The organism is Paenibacillus sp. FSL K6-2859, from assembly GCF_038008265.1.
Lineage (GTDB): Bacteria > Bacillota > Bacilli > Paenibacillales > Paenibacillaceae > Paenibacillus_AQ > Paenibacillus_AQ nitricinens.
The window spans coordinates 5,071,439-5,091,280 of the sequence record NZ_JBBOYU010000001.1 but is presented as its reverse complement, the minus strand read 5'-3'; the positions used below and the strand labels follow the sequence as shown (position 1 = coordinate 5,091,280).

The following is a 19,842-nucleotide window of genomic DNA, read 5'->3' as shown; positions in this document are numbered from 1 at the left end:
AACAACGGTTCATTCACGTAGTGACCACAACGAGCGTCAACATACATCCTAATCTGAGAATAAAGGGAGAGTTCCACAGCCGTTTCATGGCTTGTGGGACTCTCCCTTTTTGTGATGTGCGTATATTATTCTCCATACAACATTCCTGTCTATAAGAACTGATTATGTATTTGGATGTTGTGTGGATTCCCTAATGATCAGATGGGTAGGAAGGAGAATTTCTATGAAAGGCTCCTCGGGATGATCGATGCGCCAGAAGAGCTGTTCTATAGCTTTTCGTCCAAAGTAAGACAAATCTACATCCATCGTTGTAGTCAAAGGAGTTGTTATCCGTGATAACTGTCCATTATCAAAGCTCACAATAGATACATCTTGGGGGATCTGATACCCAAGCTTGTACATCACGGAATTGATCAAGAACCCCAAGCCGTCATTGACACAGAACCAAGCCGTAGGCTGCTTATCCAACTTTTGTACAGCGTTGAACACATCATCCATTTCTTCAATGGCATGATCGAACACCCATATTGGGTTGTATTCAATGGCAGATTGGTATAGAGCCAGGCGATAACCTTCTAAACGCTCGTAATAGCTTGGTGAGAATTGAATATTGCCGATGAATCCAATACGGGTATGTCCCAATCCAATTAAATGCTGCACCGCTGTATAAGCGGCATAACGATTATTGGTGAGAATACTATCGGCCTTAAGATCAGGGTGATGATGATCAATTAACACGGTGGGAATCCCTGTGCCCGTCACTGCTTGAATATACGGGGTCGTAATATGGGACAAAATCAAGATTCCTTCTACAGAAGGATCAAATAATATAGGAGGCAGAATCAATTGTTCGGAAGCGTGATGATCAATAGATTGAATAACCATACGCTTATTCCGCTTCGCTGCTTCCTTCTCAATACTCAAATAAATTTCTCCGAAAAAATTACGTTTGGAAAATGCAAATTCTGATGCCAAAATGACAAAGGTTCCAGCTTCTTCTTCTGTGCTTTTGCGCCCTCGCGAATAGGTGTAACCCATTTCATTCGCAGTATCGATAATTAATTGTCTCGTTTCCTCACTCACACCGTCTTTACCGGACAGAGCCTGAGAAACAGAGTTCTTTGATATATTCAATCGATCGGCGATATCTTGCATTGTCACCTTCACCTTCATGCGAAGATACGTCCTTTCTAATTAGAAGTGTAATGAATATTCTTCCATACTGTCTCTCATAATACTAAAGATTATGCTGTAAAACTACATTACAACAATAAATTATTTTAACATTACAAACTATATAAGTAAAGGTAATTTGTAATGTAGTTAATTGTGTATTTTTCATTAACACTCGAATAACAGGTTGACATTTTCGCTAAAAACTATAATAATAGCAATTGTAACGCTTACAAAGCTGCTTACAGGTATATATTTGTTTAGTTTTGTAACGTTACAAAATTATATCTAGGAATTACAAAATGCTGCACTGATGTGCATCGATACTCAGGGAGGGTTTATTTTATGAAGAAGAAGCTTTCAGTAATGCTTGCACTTACGCTTGTATTCACGATTCTTGCCGGTTGTGGATCAAAGAGCGGTAATTCAGGCACTTCAGCTGATGGAGTAACAACTATTGAGTTCTGGGCTGCACCTAACCCGACTCAACAAGCATATTGGCAGAAAATCGCCAAAGAGTATGAGACTGTTAACCCTAAGGTGAAAATTAACGTAAGTGCGATCAAGGAGTCCCCTACTTCTGAGGCAAGTATCCAAGCCGCAATCGCGGGTGGAAGCGCTCCGACGATGACTGAGAATATTAGCCGTGGTTTTGCAGCACAACTTGCGAACAGCAAAGCGTTAGTTCCATTGGATACGATTGCTGGCTTCAATGATATTGTGACAAAACGTAATATGACCAAAACGATTGAGCCTTGGGAATTTGCCGATGGCCATCAATATGTTCTTCCAATCTACTCCAATGCAATGTTGTTCGGATGGAGAACGGATATTTTGAAAGAAGCTGGTGTGAACGAAGTTCCAAGAACATACAGTGAAGTGATTGAGGCAACGAAAAAATTAAAAGCAAAATACCCGGATAAATATCTTTGGGCGAAACCTGACTTAGCAGACCCTACCTCTTGGAAAAGATGGTTCGACTTCTTTATGCTGTACAATGCAGCTTCAGATGGCAACAAATTCATTGAAGGCAGCCAATTTGTTGGCGATGAAAAAGCTGGTGTAGACGTTCTTACTTTCGTGGACAATCTTCGTAAGGAGAAAGGGCTGTTGTCTCAGAATGTAACAGAACCTTTTGAAAATGGAGTGGGCGTATTTACGGATGTAGGACCTTGGACATTCAGCACATGGGCTGAGAAATATCCAGAGCTTCAGTACAAGGAAAACTTTGAAGTAACATTGCCTCCTGTTCCTGACGGTATGGATCCAGCGCATGCAAAAACATTTGCGGATGCTAAAGGAATTGTTATCTATGCTTCGGCAAGTCCAGCGCAACAAGCTGCTGCAATAGAATTCATCAAGTGGGTTTACTCGGATGACCAAAATGATGTTGCCTTTTTCCAAGAAACTAACTTGCCTCCAGCACGTGATGATGTAGGTACAAATGAAGTATTTAAACCAGTATTTGAAAAAACGCCTGTATTGCAAGAGTATGCAAAAGCAATCCCGAATGCTGTTCCATCCATGGACAATCCGAAATTCAACGAATTGCAAACCTTTATTGGTCAAGAGGCCTTTAACAAAATCGTTCGTGGTGAGATTGATCCAAAAACGGGTTGGGACAATATGAAGAAGGCGATTGAAGGGGAACTTCAATAATGATTGAAAAAAATAATAATCGGTTAGGCTGGCTTTTTGCCAGCCCTTACCTTATTTTTTCGACTGTGTTTTTCTTGGGCCCGCTTATCTGGTCTTTATATTTGTCTTTTACTAACTGGGACTTGATTTCACCAACTTATGATTTTGTTGGATTCAAAAACTTTACCAAAGCATTAGGCACACCAGGGGTAAGATCGGCATTTTGGGTAACGTACAAATTTATGATCGTATTTGTACCGATTGTCACAGCCATGTCGCTTTTTGTAGCGGTAATTGTAAAAGGCTTGCCTAAATTAAAAACGGTATTTCTTATTGGATTCTTCTTGCCTTACCTATCCTCAGGGGTTGTTGCATCCCTTATTGTTAAAGGCTTTTTGTCACATACAAGTCCTGTTCAGACGTTTCTAAGGGAACGGTTAGGTCTTGATATTGACTGGCTCGGCGGATCTTTCTCGGCATTGTTCGTCGTTGCGATGATTATGGCTTGGAAATTTACCGGTTACTATGCGTTAATTCTTACTTCAGGTTTAGAAAGCATTGATCAGGAAGTATATGAAGCAGCGGCAATTGATGGCGTGAAGGACAGCCAAAGGTTCTGGAAGATTACGTTGCCTTTGCTTTACCCTGCGATTTATACAACCTTAATTTTATCCTTCGGTGCAACATTCGGTATCTTTACTGAGGTCTACCAATTAACAGGCGGCGGACCAAACTACGCAACGAATACATGGCAAATGGAAATATACAGTCAAGCATTTAAGAACCTGCAGGCAGGTTACGCGTCAGCTATCGCGATTATGGCTGCGGTTGCGACATTTATATCTATATTCGTAATCCGAAAAATTCTGGAAATGTGGGGTAAGCGCAATGGTTGGGTCTAATTCAAACATCAAGCTCCGGCTGTCGATCCGCTATCTGATTGCGATCGTACTGCTTGTGATTATGGTATTCCCCTATTTATATATGGTATTGAATTCACTTGCAGATTGGTCACAGGTAGACCGGAAGCTGATACCGACGAAATTTACGCTGCGCTCGTATCAATGGCTCTTTACAGGTGGTGAGACCGGGATTACAAGACCATGGATTCACGCCTTCTTTAACAGTGTGTTCGTTTCTTTGGTATCTACAGCCTTAATGATGATGTTCGCGATTATGGTAGCTTATGCGTTGGCGAAGCTGAAATTCCGCGGGAGAGACTCTATTAACAACTTTGTGTTGTTTCATATGTTCTTCCCGGCAATCATTCTGATCATCCCTAACTTTTTGATTATTCAAAAAGTAGGACTGTTCGATACGTATTGGGCGCTCATTATTCCCAAGGCGATGAGTTTATGGGGGATCTTCATGTACACCAACTTCTTTAAGGCGGTGCCCGACGCCTTCATTGAAGCCGCCAAGCTGGATGGGGCATCCGATTTCAAAATCCTGTATAAGATTATGATGCCGATGTCGAAGTCCATTACGACCGTTGTATTCCTATTCCTGCTAATGGAACGTTGGACAGAGCTCCTATGGGATATGATCGTCGTCCGAAGTGACGGCATGCTAACATTGAACGTTTTATTATCTCAGATGTTTGGTCCGTATCAATCGTATCCGGGTCCGATGTATGCCGGTGCAGTGATGCTCACCTTGCCAATCATTATTTTGTTCATTATTTTCGGCAAGAAGTTCCAGGAAGGCATGCAATTTAACTTGAAATAGGTCTGCACAGGAGGGGTATCGGTTGGAACAGCCGTGGTGGAAAGGGACGGTATTCTATGAAGTGTATATGCCAAGCTTCTGTGATAGCAATGGGGATGGGATTGGTGATTTCGAAGGTCTTACTTCCAAGCTGGATTATTTGCGGGAACTTGGCATCGGGGGGATTTGGCTAACGCCGTTCTATAAGTCTCCTAAAGTAGATAACGGGTATGACATTGCAGATTATTGTCAGATTGATCCAGACTTTGGAACGATGGAAGATTTCGAACGGTTTATTCAGGAAGCGAAGGCTCGCGGGATCAGAGTGATTGCCGATCTTGTCCTGAATCATACGTCTTCAGAGCATGCATGGTTCAAGGAATCGCGATCTTCAAGGACGAACCCGAAGCGGGATTGGTACATTTGGAAGGACGCTGTGAACGGCGGCGTACCTAATAACTGGGAATCGTTTTTTGGTGGAACCGCGTGGGAATGGGATGCTGCAACAGAACAGTATTACTATCATGGGTTTGCGAAAGAACAGGTCGATTTGAACTGGGCAAATCCCGAAGTTAAAGAAGCGATGAAGGATGTTATGGCTTATTGGCTGGGCAAAGGCATAAGTGGCTTCCGGTTAGATGTTATCAACTTCTTATCGGTGTCCGATCAATTCCCGGATAACCCGATGGATGAAGTAACGGGTGAGCAGAAGCATGTACATGATCAGAATCAACATGGAATTATGGATGCCATCGAGGAAATTAGCAGGTTTGTTCATGCGCATAGCGGAATGTTCATGGTAGGTGAAGTCGGCTCTGAAGATATGGACATGCTGAAGCGTTACAGCGGAACGGGTAAGTTTGATGTGGTCTTTAATTTCAATCTGGGAAGCCAGAAGGAATTTAGTCCAGAGAATTTGTTCGCCGAGCTTAAGACGATGGAGAAGATGCACCGTGCAGATCAGATTCCAACGTTATTCTTCGGTAGTCATGATATGGACCGCGTAATTTCGCGTTTTGGTGAAGGGGACGCGGAGATTGAGGAAGAACGGGCCCGCCTTATGGCAACGTTGGCCTTGACCGCAAAAGGGGTACCTTTCTTATATTTCGGTGAAGAGATTGGGATGCGGAATTTCGTAGCCCATAAGCTGGAAGATATGCGGGACATCCAAGGATTGAAGGCATATGAAATCGCACTACAGCGGGGGACAACTCCAATGGAAGCCCTGGAAATTGCGAATGCAAAGGGAAGAGATGCATCTCGCTCCCCAATGCAATGGAACGCAAGTCCACATGGCGGGTTTACGTCAGGAACACCATGGATTGGCCTGGGTCCAAATTATCAGCAATTAAACGTGGAGTCCGAAAGCAATCAACCGAATTCATTATTACATTATTATAAAAAGCTTCTCCACTTGCGCAATACACAGGATGTATTTCAATTCGGGGATTATGACGTGCTGGAACGCAGAGGCAATCTTATTTTATATGTAAGAACATTGAAAGAAACCAATACCAGAGCGCTCGTAGCCTTGAATTACGATAATCAGAGCATACAGATTGATCCTAGTGAGCTGCTGGATGGGCAAGCAATTAATATATTATCGAGCCGCCGAGAGATAGTGAGCGGCACAGACTTGGTAACGCTGTTGCCGAATGAAGCCGCAATATGGATGCGTGCGCCGCTATTATTTGACTAGAGAGGAATTTTATTATTATGAAACTGCTCAAGAATGCTGTGAAGACATGTGAACAACTGCTTATGGAATACGCGATGAAGGACGTATCCGTAACCAATACACAGAAGTTAACATTCACAGGTGTAGATCATAAAGATGTCTACAATATTACAGCTCCATTCCAAGATGAGGGTGAGTGGGTGATCGCGGGTCGGGTTGAATCCCGTGACAGCGAGCATTCCGATGTCGTCTTTTTTGTCGAACGTGATGGACAATGGATACCCCGTGAAGGAGCGCCTACCCTTGAACTTCAAGATCCTTTTTTTACGAAAATTAATGGCGAATTGATAGTTGGCGGCGTTCAAATTTATCCACATCCGGTAAAGGCTGATGCCTTAATGTGGCGTACAGTATTCTACCGCGGGAAGAACATCGCGAGCTTAGAACCATTCTTTAAAGGACCGGATGGCATGAAAGATCTGCGCCTAGTGGATCTGAAAGATAGCATCGGAGTACTGACCCGCCCTCAAGGAGATAAAGGAGGACGCGGTAAAATCGGCTTTACCCGCATTGCATCGTTAGAAGCGTTATCCATTCCATTGATCGAAGAAACACCGTTATTGGATGGACAGTTTGTTGATGAAGAGTGGGGCGGTGCGAATGAAGCACACTTGCTAAAGAACGGACTGCTCGGTGTTCTTGGGCATATCGCTTCTTTTGATGATGCGGGCGATCGTCACTATTACCCGATGGTATTCGCTATCGATCCGGCAACGGGTGAATATTCAGATATTCAATTAATCGCTGTACGCAATCAGTTCTTGCCAGGTGCCACGAAACGGCCTGATTTGGAGGATGTTGTATTCAGCGGCGGGCTCGTACGTCATGAAGACGGTACAGCTAACATATATGCAGGAATCAGCGATGCGGAAGCACAACGTGCGACAATCCCTGATCCATTTGCTCAATTTGAAATTTTGTAAACATGAAATCCATTTGGTTAAGGGAGTTATTACAACATGAAAATCTATCGTTATGAACAAAATCCACTTATTACACCGGCAGACGTTAAGCCGTATCACGATGACTTTGAAGTGATTGGTGCATTTAATGCCGGTATTGCTAGCTATAATGGTGAAATATTAATGTTTCTCCGTGTAGCAGAACGCCCAATTAGCAAGGATCCAAAAATTGTGAAAGCTCCGATTTATAATCCGGAGACCAATGAATTGGATATTTTGGATCTGGATACAGATGATGAGCGCTTCGACTTCTCTGATCCGCGTGTGATCAAAAATAAATCCGCTAGTGCTACATTTCAGTACTTGACTTCATTATCTTATATCCGAATCGCTCGAAGTAAGGATGGACATCATTTTACGGTGGATGAGAAGCCATTTGTGTACCCTTCCAATTCACTGGAGACCTTCGGGGTAGAAGATCCTCGGGTAACCCAAATTGGGGATACCTATTATATTTATTTCTCGGCAGTCTCCCCTGTGGGCGTTGGAGAATCGCTGGTATCCACTAGAGATTTCGTGAATGTAACTCACCACGGCATGATCTTTGGGCCGGATAATAAAGACGTATTGATTTTCCCGGAGAAAATTAACGGCAAATATTATGCATTGCACCGTCCAACAACGAAAAGCACGGGAGATCCGGAAATATGGATCGCAGAATCGGACAACTTATTATATTGGGGTAACCATAAGCATCTGATCGGTTTGCGTGAGGGGATGTGGGATAGCGGCCGGATTGGCGGCGGTGCGGTTCCATTCAAGACTGATAAAGGCTGGTTGGAGCTGTATCATGGAGCCACACTGGAACATCGTTATTGCATGGGGGCAGTCCTATTAGATCTCAATGATCCCTCGAAGGTGATTGCACGTTCCAATGCTCCTATCATGGAGCCGGAAGCGGATTATGAGAAGAACGGATTCTTCGGCGATGTTGTATTCTCTTGCGGTGCACTCGTGGAAGACGATGTTGTAAAAATGTATTACGGAGTCGCGGATACATCAATGGCTTGCGCAGAACTTAGTGTACAAGAAATTTTAGATAGCTTGATATACGTATAACAATAAAACGTCAAAACCGAAGTGGTTTTGGCGTTTTAATTTGGGAGAGAGGATGAAGAGAATGAACATTAAATTAACTGAAAACTGGAAACTTCGTGATTTTCATGTGGGGGAAGCCCGGGATCTTGAAGTTGCATCGCCAGAGTTTATTGATTATTTCTGGATGACCACCTCAGTGCCCGGTGACATCCATACGACGCTTCGGGAGAAAGGCATTATTGATGATCCTTTCTTTGGCCACCAAGATCAGAAATGTCGTTGGATTGAAGAAAAGGTATGGTGGTATCGTACGGTCTTTTCATACGATTCTGATCTTAAACCTGGTGAGAAGATGGAGCTATTATTCGAAGGGTTAGATACCTATGCAACCGTATATCTCAACGGTGTGGAGCTTGGATCAACAGATAATATGTTCATTAGCCATTCATTTGATGTAACCCGTGAATTAAATAAAGGGAAAAATACGCTTGCCGTAAAATTTGATCCTATTCATGTACATGCAGGTGATAAGGTTCAATATTATTGGTCAGGCTTTAGTAAGAAACGGATCTGGACACGTAAAGCACAGAGTCATTTTGGCTGGGACTGGGGTCCGCGTCTGGTCTGTGCAGGCATTTGGAAAGAGGTGCATTTGATTAAACACCGTCATGCACATTTAGATCATGTGTTTGCTCGAACAACTTCGGTAGAGGGTCAAGTGGGTGTTGTTGATGTGGATTTATGCGCACATGCCTTTGATCGCGGATGTTCGTATACGGCGCGTGTGGAACTTTTAGAAGGTACAGAGCGTGTTGCGGAAGAACATGTCTCTTTGGATAAGATTGGAGGGATTACAGTTGACGGTGCGATTACAGCGCGTACGCTTCATCATTCAGTTACCTTGCAAGTGACGGATCCGAACTTATGGTGGACCCATGATCTAGGAACGCCTTTCTTATATCATCTACGCGTTACGTTATTTGCTGATGGGGAGCAAATAGATACCTATGAGCAGCCATTTGGGATTCGAAAGATCGAGTTGATGCAGCTGGATGAAGAAGGGCGCCATGCTTTCACTTTTGTATTGAACGGGGTTAAGGTTTTTGCTAAAGGTGCAAATTGGATCCCTATTGATAGCTTTATTGCGACCGTGCCAGACAGCCGCTATACACATCTGCTTCAGATGGCCAAGGATGCCAATATGAATATGATTCGCGCTTGGGGTGGAGGCATTTATGAGCGGGATATCTTCTTTGATGAATGTGATCGGTTAGGAATTTTAATCTGGCAGGACTTCATGTTCGCTTGTGCGTTGTATCCAGATTACAATCGTAATTTTATGAATAATGTTCACCGCGAAATTGAGCAGGTCGTAAAACGTCTTCGCAGTCGTACGAGTCTTGCTCTATGGTGTGGGAATAACGAGAATGATTGGTTGTATGAGGCACTGTCCTCTAACGGCGAGATCACACATCCCTTTTATGGAGAAAAAATTTATCATGAGCTCATGCCCGCAGTACTAGAGCAACTTGATCCATCGCGAACGTTTTGGCCTAGCTCGCCTTTTGGCGGCAATGATCACAATTCACGTGAGGTGGGCGATACCCATAACTGGCAAGTCTGGCATGGGAATAATGAGCCGCGTCAGTTTGGTGAACCGCAGACACAGGATTATAGTGTTGAAGGGATATCGTTCAAACGATTCAAGTCAGACTTCACGAAATTTGCCAGTGAATTCGGGCTGCATGCCGCTTCCAATCGTTACACCTTAGCAAAGAACATGCCGGACAATCAGTTCTATTGGGATAGCGATGAAATGAAGTATCGTAATAAAGATGTCCATTATCCTAAGGGCATTATGCTCATGGAAGGTTATACAGGCGTTCCGAAGGATATCAATGAATATATTCAATTCTCCATGCTGACCCAGGCAGAGGGATTGAGGTATGGCATTGAGCATTACCGCCGTAATAAGCCGGATACAAGCGGGGCTTTATTCTGGCAGTTCAATGATTGCTGGCCGGGAACAAGCTGGTCTGTTATCGATTATTATGGTTTACCAAAGGCGAGCTACCACTATGCGCGTAAATTCTTTGCACCGGTACTCTTATGTGTGGATCATGATCCGAATGGACTGCTGCAGTTATGGGCTCTCAATGATCGCTGCGAAGCTTATCAGGATGAGGCGGAATTAACGATCTATCGGATGGATGGTACAATTGTATATCAGCGTACATTCGATGTTACCGTTGATTCGAACAGTAAAGTTAATTTTGCCAAGTTAACTGAAGCTGAGGTACTGCAGCAACATAGCGCTGGCGAGGTTGTGGTCGTACTTCGTTCGAAGAAACGGGTAACAGAAGATTATGTACTCTATTTAAGAGACTATAAGGATATGGATTATCAACCCGCACATGTTCAGATCTCCGTGGATGAAGCGAAAGGACATATCCACTTGATCTCAGATCGCGTTGCCCGGATGGTGATGATCGAACTGGATGCACCTTGGGTGATCATGGACGATAATTTCTTTGATCTGATTCCGGGTGAGGAGAAGACAGTTCGTGTGCATCATGTGGATGCCGGGGCACTGCCTTGGGAGACTTTACGTGTAACGGCAATGAATGATGCGGGTTAACAAAAACTTGGATTTAAGGAGATGAGTTAAGATGAAGGCGGCTGTATTTCAAGGAACTAAGCACATTGAATTTAAGAACTGGGAAGCTCCGGCTGTGGGCTCCAAAGAAGTTAAACTTCGTGTGAAATGCTGCGGGATCTGTGGTACAGATCAGCATATTTATCATGGATACCCAGGGTCTGCTGAAGTGACAGCTCCGATTGTGTTAGGACATGAGCTTGCGGGCGAAATAGTGGCTGTGGGTGATGAGGTTACGACCTTGCAAGTGGGGGACCGTGTATCGGTTGATCCGAACATCTATTGTGGAAACTGTTATTTTTGCCGGAATGGAAAGGTACATTTATGCGATAACTTGCAGGCTGTTGGGGTGACTCGTGACGGTGGCATGGGCGAGTATTGTGTTGTTCCTGTAGCGAACTGTTACTTGCTACCTGATGAAATGAGCTGGATCGAAGGAGCAATGATTGAACCTCTAGGTTGTGTGCTTCACGGTTATAAGAAGCTGGATATTCGTCCGTCACATCAAGTCCTGATTATCGGCGGAGGTTTTATTGGTCAATTGTTCTTGCAGCTCGTCAAAGCTGCGGGTGTTAAAGGGATTATTGTCAGTGAGCCAGAGGTGTTCAAACATGACCGATTAGTCGAATTAGGCGCGGATGAAGCCGTATCTCCTACAGCAGAAGGTGTGATGGAAGCTCTCCATCATCAATTTGACATTGTCATCGAATGTGTCGGCCGGGCGGATTCCATGGAGCTGGCGGTTAAGGCATCACGTAAGGGTGGACAAGTATTAATGTTTGGTGTTGCTTCCCCGGACACGTTGATTCAAGTCTCACCATTCGAAATTTTTACAAAAGAGTTGAACATCATGGGCTCGTTCATTAATCCATATACCCACGAGGAATCGATTGCGTTAATTGAAAAGGGGATCGTTCAGATTGAGTCGTTGATTAGCCATCAGTTTTCGCTGAAAGATATACCGGAAATCATGGGCGAATATCCAAAACTGCGTGTTTCTAAAGGGGTTATTATGCACGAGAGGTAGTATTGAATCATAGTAAGCGTACAAGAACGATGACTGTTGGCTATTTGCCATAGGTCATCGTTTTTTTGTGCGATTTAAGCGGGTCCCCGATAGAAGGAGTTAATAAATATTTAATAGATAGCGAGTAGAATGGCAATACAACCTCAGACATAAAGCTTTGATAAATGTCATACATGGAGAGGAAGCCTATGAACAAAATACTATTGATAGAAGAAAAGCAGAGTTCAGCTAAATGTATGGAACTGAAGTTGTCACATGAATCGTACTCCATCACTGTTACGCACGACGGACTTCAAGGTCTACAATTAGCTCGAGAAGAAGAGTGGGATATAATTTTATTGGATGTAATGGTTCAAGGCCTTAGTGGCGCAGAGATGTGCAAAAGGATAAGGGAAACTAAACAAACACCAATCATAATCCTTGCAGAGGAAGCGGGGCTCGCGGATAAAGTCAGAGGTCTGGATAGCGGAGCGGATGATTACATTCTGAAACCATTCGCTATGGAAGAGCTGCTGGCACGAATGAGATCACTGTTAAGAAGGGCAGGTACTTTTAACACAGGACGGATGCTAATATTTCGCGATTTGGAGATGGACATTGACGGCCGAGCGCTGAGAAAGAAGAAGATATTTGTTAATTTAACGAAACGGGAATTCGAAATACTATTAGTGCTAATGGAGAATAGGGGCAGAGTAATGACCCGGGAGATGCTGCTCGAAACCGTATGGGGATATGATTCCGAGGTGGATATTAAGGTAGTCGACGTGTATATCAGCTACCTTAGGAGTAAAATTGATGAGGTGGGACAACCAAGCATTGTGCAGACGATGCGCGGCCTCGGATATGTGATTCGTAAATGAGTTACTCCGTAGATTTGATGAACGAGAAGACACTTCCATAGGTCCCTGTATATACGGGCTGCCCGAATTTTTGTGACCATTCATTAAAAAGCTTATGTGAGACTCCATTGCCGGTAATTACATAATCGGGATGATCATAGTCTACAATTTCAGGAAGATACTCAGAGAACCCGTACATGGAACGCTCAAAAGCAGTCCAGCCCAATGTACCAAGTGAAGCCTGCGTAACGAAGGGGTCCTGTCTGCCATCACACAGCACATCTCCACCTCGAAACATCACATACCCGGATGAACCATAGCGGGCAAGAACCTTTGGACGAGTACCTTCAGGGGTATGCTGCATAATATAGTTCATTTCATTCACAGGATAATTATTTGCATCAATAACAGGGGGTACAAAGAATATATACACAATATTTAGGAGTAGTCCTATCGCAAGCCATAGTCGTAAGGTGCTTTGACGGAACAGAACAACGGGTTTACGGAAGTAAGGAAGCGCATCAAAGAACACGGCCGCAAAATAAGGAACAAATAGCCACATAAACAGGTTCTGCTTGAAGTTCGATACGCCGAGATAGAGAATCCCAAGCATGAGAAAGAAGCGGAATGGTTTACGTTGGAGTGCGAAAGGAAGCGTACAGGCAAAGAACAGAAGCAAGAGTAGAATGGGTAGATTCTCCAAGCTATTGAACTGAATAGGCTGCCATTCGTTGATCAGCAGGTTAAAGTTCTTTTTCGTAACAGTCAAAATAAATAAGAGGCTTTTTGCACCTCCAGGATTTAGAAGGCCAGCTAACCAGACTAGAACAAAGACTGTGATTTTACGCCAATGGAGCGTTTTATTAATCAAGGATTCTAGCAGAGCCATTCCTGTAAATACAGCTGTTACAAGCCATACCCCTGCATGAAAGTTGGCGATAGCTATAGAAAGTGCAACCATTGCAGCGGCGTATTTCTTATGAGCTGTCATCTGGTATTCCCGTAAATAAACGAAGAACCAGACAATCATAAACGAGGAGATCATCTGCGGACGACCCTTGAAATAATTGTAGTAAATCCAGCAGGTAATTAGCAGTACAAATGGGAGCATCAGCACATGGTCTTGTTGAAGTCCTAGCTCTTTGCGGGACACTTTCCCTAACCGAAGCAAACCGAGTACTAAAAAGAACAAACAAACAGCGGTCAAAATATACACCCCTGGCCATCCAAATGCAGCATAAAGCGGAGCAACGAGTAGTTGGAATCCGAATTCATGAGGGACATAGGGCAGCTTATCTCCGTAAAAAGTATGTATGGCATGATGCAGGATTTGTCCGTGCTCTATCATATATTGTCCTAGCTCTATGTGCCAGAAAGTATCAGGATCATTATAAGAGAATTTGGGAATCATCAGCAGTATAATAGCTATTACGAATAGACCATATAAAAACTTAGGTGATTGTAATTTTTTCATTATGGTACTTCCCCCGACTTTTAGTTCAATTATAGCGTTACATTCTTAAGGAATAGTAAAATTTATGAAGCGGAGTGAACACTCATGCATCAATTATTAACTTGGATATCTGAAACTGCGCTCCACCTTGTCAATACGATGGGAATTTGGGGCATATGGTTAGGGATGATCCTAGAGAGTGCCTGTATCCCGATTCCCAGTGAAGTGATAATGCTCAGCGGCGGTTGGCTGGTTGCGCAAGGCTCACTTACTTTTATGGAAGTTGCTGTCGCTGGGATATTTGGAAATCTAATAGGTTCCATCATTGCTTACTATATTGGGAAAGCCGGAGGTAGGCGGTTATTAGAGAAATACGGTAAGTATATTCTCCTGAATGAGCATCATCTGGAGCAATCCGAGCGATGGTTCGACCGTTATGGTGAGAGTACTGTGTTTTTCACACGTATGTTACCCTTTATCCGAACATTTATTTCACTACCCGCAGGAATTGCTGGAATGAAGGCATGGAAATTCATTGTATTTACAGCGTTGGGCTGTATTCCATGGAATCTGGCGTTAATCTATCTAGGTTACCGATTAGGAGACAATTGGAGTATTGTAGAACAATATATACGTCCGATTAGTTATACCATTTGCGGTATTGTGCTTCTCCTGCTCATATGGTGGTTAGTACGGAGATATCGTACGATAAGCTCATCAAGAAACAAGAAGAGGTAGGGTGAGTATTGCATTATGTCTATACGTTGGAAATTTCTTCTATCCTATGCGGCTATGCTTGTAGTTCCACTTCTTCTCCTTATCATTACGGCTATGTTAATGAGCATTGTCTATCATGGGGATGTGCAGAGCTTAAAGAGCACGTATGAAAGTAAATTTGAAGGAATGGAAGAGAACGATATCCGCAATCTTATTAAACATACTTTTTTGCAAAATACAGATTTACTTACAGATACTGCTTTCCTGAATGAATTATCCGCTGATATGACCAAGAGAAATACGTCTGTCTATATTCGTTCGGAGGACCAGATCCTGTATGCTTCAGAGGATCTGAAGCTTAAACAAGGATTAACCGATCATTTGCCTGGATACAAAGGAGACAGATCGCATATAGAACCTATTAGACAGCAATTTAATAATGAATGGTATCAAGTAGGCCAGTTTGATCTGTTATCCAAGGATGCCAAGCCAGTAAGTATATTTTTTCTGACGCCAATCGATCCTCTTGTCCAATTTGTGCGAACGTTCTTTCCGACGCTGTTTTTGATTACGTTGGTTATTCTGGTGCTGACACATACATTGCTGACAAAATATATGTCCAGACGGATAATCCGTCCCTTGCTGGAACTTCGTAAAGCGACAAAACGAGTCACCGAAGGGGATTTGGATTTTCAGGTGGAGATTAGTGGTAAAGATGAGCTGGGCCAGCTAGGGATGGCTTTTGAGGAAATGAGACACAGGCTTCAACAGTCTATCCTTGTACAGCAGCAATATGAGACGAACCGGAAGGAGCTAATCACCAACATTTCACATGATTTGAAGACACCGATCACTGCCATTAAAGGATATGTGGATGGAATTTTGGAAGGGATAGCGGATTCTCCGGAAAAAAATGAAAAATATATGCGAACGATTGCTGCCAAGGCTGGAGAAATGGATCATCTAATTAATGAATTGTTTCTATACTCCAAGCTGGATATGCAAAAGCTGCCATTTTCTTTTGAGTCCGTAAGAATTATACCCTTCTTAAATGATTGGGCAGAGGAACTAAAGGTAGAGCTGGAGAAGCAAGAGGTCGCCCTTAACATAGAAATGACAGGTGGCGAGGAAGTATGGGTCTCTGTAGATCGTGATTCCTTTAAGCGCGTTCTTGGCAACATTATTCAGAACAGTCTCAAATACATGGATAAGCTTGAAAAGAAAATCACAGTACACAGCTGGCAGGAAGAAACACAGTTTATTCTGGCTATTGAAGACAATGGACCAGGAATTCCGCCAGAAGCAACGGAGCATATTTTTGAACGCTTTTACCGTGGGGAGCAGTCCAGAAACACACATACTGGCGGAAGTGGATTAGGTCTGGCGATTGCTAAACAGATTATCGCTGGGCATGGGGGAACGATTTATGCGAATAGCACGGAAGGAATAGGAACTATTATATATATTGCCTTGCCGATCGTGAAAGGAGACATCAGAGATGAACCGAAGCATACTGATTGTTGAAGACGAGCCTGTTATTGCTGAGCTGCAACGTGATTATTTGGAGATGAGCGGGTATCAGACGGAAATTGCAAAGGATGGAGAAAAAGGCTTGGAGATGGGCTTAACAGGAAAATTTGATCTGATCGTGCTGGATGTGATGCTACCCAAGTTGAATGGATTTGAGGTCTGCAAGAAAATTCGTGAGGAGCTGGATATTCCGGTTCTTATGGTCACCGCCAGACTAGAGGATATTGATATTATTCGTGGGCTGGGCCTTGGCGCAGATGATTATATCACAAAACCATTTAAGCCAGCCGAGCTTGTTGCCAGAGTGAAAGCACATCTTTCGCGTTATGATCGGCTGAAGGGACGTGGTTCCTCAACTAACGAATTGGAAATCAAGGGGCTGCGTTTAAATCCTGATTCTAGACGTGCCTTTGTAAGAGATGAGGAGGTAAGCTTAACGACCAAGGAATTTGATCTGCTGTATTTCTTGGCGCTGCATCCCAATCGCGTGTTCAGTAAAGATCAGCTCTTTGAGCGATTATGGGGGATTGATTCTCTGGGTGACACGCAGACAGTGACGGTCCATATACGTAAGCTCCGCGAGAAAATTGAGGAGGACTCTGCAAATCCACTCTATATCGAAACCCTTTGGGGTGCCGGCTATCGCTTTCATGTTTAGAACCACTCCAGCGATCACGTCTATTCTGACCCAACTACTTGAGGTGTCTCAGTTAGCCATTTTAATGGCTTCTGGGACATTTCTTTTTTTAATTATAAGAAAGTATAAGTTTCACGCTATATTTTATCCTTATATTTCCGCATAAACGCTTACCGTCCTTAAAAGGACGCCAAAGGCGTTTAAGCTTGTAAAAATACAAGGAGTTAAGAATTATTTAAGGGTCTGTTCACGGGCATTTTAGATTTACGACTTAGTCTAATATTGCAGGGAAATGGAGTTGTTAAATGGAGGACAAGAATTGAAGTAAAGGGGGAACTGAGATGGAGAGCATAATCAAGCTAACAGGAGTGACCAAAGAATTTCGTAATGGCAGCGGGATTAGCGGGGTTTCTTTGGAGCTTCGAAAGGGGGATATCTACGGATTACTTGGACCGAATGGTGCAGGGAAAACAACACTCTTAAAAGTAATAACGGGTCTGATTTCACCCAGCTTCGGCAGTATCTCACTGTTCGGGCAAGATCTGGGTTCATCCTATTCATCTAGTATGAGGAAAGTAGGCTGTATGATCGAATCGGCTGATTTCTACGACTATCTTACACCTGTACAATATTTGAAGCTGACAGCCAGCTTTTATCCGAATATTCGTCCAGAACGGATCACCGAGGTATTGGAGGCGGTAGGTCTCGCCTTGTTCTCCAAAGAAAAAATCAGACATTTCTCTACGGGAATGAAGCAAAAGCTCGCCATGTCTGCCTCTATCATCCATCACCCAGAGCTAGTGATTTGGGATGAGCCGACTAACGGGCTGGACATTGAGGGGGTTGTTCATTTTCGTGCTTTAGTTAAAGAGCTTTCTGCTAATCAGGGAATTACCTTTCTCATCTCCAGCCATATGATTCATGAATTGGAACAGCTATGTAATAGAGTAGGGATTCTGAATCAAGGTGTTCTGATTCGTGAGGGGGAAGTACAGGAGCTACTGACCGACAGCTTATCCCTTGAGGAGTTTTACATTACGGAGCTAAAGAAAGGAAAGGAGGTGCTTGAGAATGGAGGGATTAAGAGCGGGAATTAAAAATGAGCTTCTACTGATGATTTACCGCAAAAAGACCCTAATGTTCTTCATTGTTTCTGCCTTTATTCCACTATTATTGATGTTATTATTTCAGGCGCTTCACCCTATTCTGGGCATTGTGGCTGTTGGTTCCACGTATCCAGTCCAGATGCTGGGAATCTGCACAACATTCTTAATTCCATTGTTTATGTTCTTAGAGATCTCTGAGCTATTTCCACAAGAGGTGTCCTCTCGTACCTTGAAGCTGACGTTACTCAAACCGATTACGCGATTAGGAGCGTACACCGCTAAGTTCCTTGCGCTAGGGTTTGCGATCGGAGGACTACTGTTTCTATTAGGGATAGTGAGCACGTTATGTAGTATTCTGTTTGGAACTATCCATATGGGGAACGTAGGTATTATTAGCTTGATAAAAGCTTATACAGCAGCATTTCTCTCGATGTGTTCACTGGCAGCCTTGTTTGTGTTCATCGCTCAATTTTTTCGCAGCACAGGTGGGTTTCTAATGTTCTCGATCTTTGTCTTCGCCGGAGGTAAGGCTGTGCCTTACTTTATAAGTGGATTCTCATCCTTTTCTATAATTTCTTATACGAATGGGTACTCTCTATGGTTAAGTCATGCAATTTCCGCAGGCAGGCTTGCCACAACTACCTTGTTCTTACTTTCAGGATTATTGTTATTTCTATCAGTGGGCTATTTCTTCTTTGATCGGAAAGAGGTTTAGCCTGGGCGCTACTTTTGCTTCTCGGAGTATCAATTGTGTTGCTAAAGGAAGGGGAAATGATTGGTGAAGGAAACCAGTTCATTATTATCGGAAGATCGGAATGTATGGAATAAGGTGCCACAGGTGACTGTTTTTTTCTGGATCATTAAGATTATGGCGACCACTGTTGGAGAAACTGCTGCGGATTTTCTTAATTTCAACCTCTTTTGGGGGTTATCTAATACAACCTTGGTGATGAGTGGACTGCTGATTGCAGCACTATACTTCCAGATGTCAGCATCAAAATATGTACCTGCTCTTTACTGGCTTGCTGTTGTATTAATCAGTGTCGTGGGTACGCTCATCACTGACAATCTGGTGGACAATCTTGGCGTATCACTGGAGGCGACCACTATAGTTTTTTCTATCCTCTTAAGCCTGACCTTTGGAGTCTGGTATGCCAGTGAGAGGACATTATCTATCCATTCGATTATTACCAAAAAGCGCGAGATGTTTTACTGGCTAACCATTCTATTTACCTTTGCCTTAGGCACAGCCGCTGGAGATTTAGTTGCAGAAAGTCTGAACTGGGGATACCTGCTCTCAGCAATTATTTTTGCCGCTCTGATAGGCGCGATAACACTCGCTTACTATCGCTTTAAGCTAAATGCAGTAACTGCCTTCTGGCTTGCATATATTCTGACTCGGCCATTAGGAGCATCACTGGGTGACTATCTTTCACAGGACCGGAGTGAAGGCGGGTTAGAACTGGGCACGACGGGAACAAGTATTATTTTTATTGTTATTATTCTCGGGTTAGTGATCTATTTAACCAAGACAAAGAAAGACGAGGTAGCACTTTAGAAAATATTGAAATTAATACTCAGTTAAGACTCCCATCACTATCCGTTTACGATTCAGAGTTAG

The 19,842-nt window shown here is 43.3% G+C and carries 17 protein-coding genes; 15 read left to right on the top strand and 2 right to left on the bottom strand.

The features are described from left to right. Positions 1 to 162 precede the first annotated feature (162 nt). Complete coding sequence (locus MHB64_RS22870; RefSeq protein WP_094869466.1) at positions 163 to 1,173, bottom strand: LacI family DNA-binding transcriptional regulator; 1,011 nt, start codon at positions 1,171 to 1,173, stop codon at positions 163 to 165. A 345-nt stretch (positions 1,174 to 1,518) separates the two neighbouring features. Between MHB64_RS22870 and MHB64_RS22865 the strand changes: the two genes are divergently transcribed. From MHB64_RS22865 to MHB64_RS22825, 9 genes are all read left to right on the top strand, one after another. After that, complete coding sequence (locus MHB64_RS22865; protein ID WP_341135431.1) at positions 1,519 to 2,832, top strand: ABC transporter substrate-binding protein; 1,314 nt, start codon at positions 1,519 to 1,521, stop codon at positions 2,830 to 2,832. Between the two features lie 2 nt (positions 2,833 to 2,834). Continuing rightward, positions 2,835 to 3,713: a carbohydrate ABC transporter permease gene (locus MHB64_RS22860; protein ID WP_179283670.1), complete on the top strand. Its 879-nt coding sequence runs from the start codon at positions 2,835 to 2,837 to the stop codon at positions 3,711 to 3,713. Further along, positions 3,700 to 4,539 carry a carbohydrate ABC transporter permease gene (locus MHB64_RS22855; RefSeq protein WP_076284699.1) on the top strand — a complete coding sequence of 280 codons (840 nt, stop codon included), beginning with the start codon at positions 3,700 to 3,702 and terminating at the stop codon, positions 4,537 to 4,539. Before MHB64_RS22860 ends, MHB64_RS22855 begins: the two co-directional genes overlap by 14 nt. A gap of 22 nt (positions 4,540 to 4,561) precedes the next feature. Beyond that, positions 4,562 to 6,217, top strand: coding sequence for an alpha-glucosidase (locus MHB64_RS22850; RefSeq protein WP_341135430.1), 1,656 nt, complete (start codon positions 4,562 to 4,564; stop codon positions 6,215 to 6,217). Between the two features lie 17 nt (positions 6,218 to 6,234). Continuing rightward, positions 6,235 to 7,179, top strand: coding sequence for an MTP-1 family protein (locus MHB64_RS22845; protein ID WP_445671620.1), 945 nt, complete (start codon positions 6,235 to 6,237; stop codon positions 7,177 to 7,179). 36 nt (positions 7,180 to 7,215) lie between these two features. Next, the gene (locus MHB64_RS22840) at positions 7,216 to 8,277 is read left to right on the top strand and encodes a BtaManbiosPhlase (RefSeq protein WP_094869462.1); all 1,062 of its coding nucleotides are present in this window, start codon (positions 7,216 to 7,218) and stop codon (positions 8,275 to 8,277) included. 67 nt (positions 8,278 to 8,344) lie between these two features. Beyond that, positions 8,345 to 10,894 carry a beta-mannosidase gene (locus MHB64_RS22835; protein ID WP_341136113.1) on the top strand — a complete coding sequence of 850 codons (2,550 nt, stop codon included), beginning with the start codon at positions 8,345 to 8,347 and terminating at the stop codon, positions 10,892 to 10,894. A gap of 31 nt (positions 10,895 to 10,925) precedes the next feature. Continuing rightward, positions 10,926 to 11,939 carry a zinc-dependent alcohol dehydrogenase family protein gene (locus tag MHB64_RS22830; RefSeq protein ID WP_094869461.1) on the top strand — a complete coding sequence of 338 codons (1,014 nt, stop codon included), beginning with the start codon at positions 10,926 to 10,928 and terminating at the stop codon, positions 11,937 to 11,939. A gap of 188 nt (positions 11,940 to 12,127) precedes the next feature. After that, the gene (locus MHB64_RS22825) at positions 12,128 to 12,799 is read left to right on the top strand and encodes a response regulator transcription factor (RefSeq protein WP_094876944.1); all 672 of its coding nucleotides are present in this window, start codon (positions 12,128 to 12,130) and stop codon (positions 12,797 to 12,799) included. 1 nt (position 12,800) lies between these two features. Here MHB64_RS22825 and MHB64_RS22820 read toward each other — a convergent pair whose 3' ends face one another. Next, on the bottom strand, positions 12,801 to 14,252 hold the full coding sequence (locus tag MHB64_RS22820) for a hypothetical protein (RefSeq protein ID WP_094869459.1): 1,452 nt from the start codon (positions 14,250 to 14,252) through the stop codon (positions 12,801 to 12,803). A gap of 84 nt (positions 14,253 to 14,336) precedes the next feature. On the opposite strand from MHB64_RS22820, the gene MHB64_RS22815 reads away from it, so the two are divergent. The 6 genes from MHB64_RS22815 (at position 14,337) to MHB64_RS22790 (ending at position 19,779) form a co-directional block, all read left to right on the top strand. Beyond that, complete coding sequence (locus MHB64_RS22815; RefSeq protein WP_094876945.1) at positions 14,337 to 14,969, top strand: DedA family protein; 633 nt, start codon at positions 14,337 to 14,339, stop codon at positions 14,967 to 14,969. Between the two features lie 15 nt (positions 14,970 to 14,984). Continuing rightward, entirely contained in the window at positions 14,985 to 16,472 is a 1,488-nt protein-coding gene (locus tag MHB64_RS22810; protein ID WP_094869457.1) for a sensor histidine kinase, read from the top strand. Continuing rightward, positions 16,447 to 17,136, top strand: a complete 690-nt coding sequence (locus MHB64_RS22805; RefSeq protein WP_094869456.1) for a response regulator transcription factor — start codon at positions 16,447 to 16,449, stop codon at positions 17,134 to 17,136. Before MHB64_RS22810 ends, MHB64_RS22805 begins: the two co-directional genes overlap by 26 nt. A gap of 320 nt (positions 17,137 to 17,456) precedes the next feature. Beyond that, complete coding sequence (locus tag MHB64_RS22800) at positions 17,457 to 18,212, top strand: ABC transporter ATP-binding protein (RefSeq protein WP_341135429.1); 756 nt, start codon at positions 17,457 to 17,459, stop codon at positions 18,210 to 18,212. Beyond that, a complete protein-coding gene (locus tag MHB64_RS22795; RefSeq protein ID WP_341135428.1) occupies positions 18,187 to 18,936 on the top strand; it encodes an ABC transporter permease in 750 nt (249 codons plus the stop codon). Before MHB64_RS22800 ends, MHB64_RS22795 begins: the two co-directional genes overlap by 26 nt. Before the next feature lie 60 nt (positions 18,937 to 18,996). Continuing rightward, positions 18,997 to 19,779 (top strand): COG4705 family protein, encoded by a 783-nt coding sequence (locus MHB64_RS22790; protein ID WP_373455901.1) that lies wholly within the window; start codon positions 18,997 to 18,999, stop codon positions 19,777 to 19,779. Positions 19,780 to 19,842: the final 63 nt, after the last annotated feature.

Coding starts and splice junctions, on each gene's coding strand:
- MHB64_RS22820 (WP_094869459.1), bottom strand. CDS start 14,252: ATGAAAAAATTACAATCACCTAAGTTTTTATATGGTCTATTCGTAATA.
- MHB64_RS22800 (WP_341135429.1), top strand. CDS start 17,457: ATGGAGAGCATAATCAAGCTAACAGGAGTGACCAAAGAATTTCGTAAT.
- MHB64_RS22795 (WP_341135428.1), top strand. CDS start 18,187: ATGGAGGGATTAAGAGCGGGAATTAAAAATGAGCTTCTACTGATGATT.
- MHB64_RS22865 (WP_341135431.1), top strand. CDS start 1,519: ATGAAGAAGAAGCTTTCAGTAATGCTTGCACTTACGCTTGTATTCACG.
- MHB64_RS22805 (WP_094869456.1), top strand. CDS start 16,447: ATGAACCGAAGCATACTGATTGTTGAAGACGAGCCTGTTATTGCTGAG.
- MHB64_RS22815 (WP_094876945.1), top strand. CDS start 14,337: ATGCATCAATTATTAACTTGGATATCTGAAACTGCGCTCCACCTTGTC.
- MHB64_RS22855 (WP_076284699.1), top strand. CDS start 3,700: ATGGTTGGGTCTAATTCAAACATCAAGCTCCGGCTGTCGATCCGCTAT.
- MHB64_RS22825 (WP_094876944.1), top strand. CDS start 12,128: ATGAACAAAATACTATTGATAGAAGAAAAGCAGAGTTCAGCTAAATGT.
- MHB64_RS22845 (WP_445671620.1), top strand. CDS start 6,235: ATGAAACTGCTCAAGAATGCTGTGAAGACATGTGAACAACTGCTTATG.
- MHB64_RS22810 (WP_094869457.1), top strand. CDS start 14,985: ATGTCTATACGTTGGAAATTTCTTCTATCCTATGCGGCTATGCTTGTA.
- MHB64_RS22840 (WP_094869462.1), top strand. CDS start 7,216: ATGAAAATCTATCGTTATGAACAAAATCCACTTATTACACCGGCAGAC.
- MHB64_RS22830 (WP_094869461.1), top strand. CDS start 10,926: ATGAAGGCGGCTGTATTTCAAGGAACTAAGCACATTGAATTTAAGAAC.
- MHB64_RS22870 (WP_094869466.1), bottom strand. CDS start 1,173: ATGAAGGTGAAGGTGACAATGCAAGATATCGCCGATCGATTGAATATA.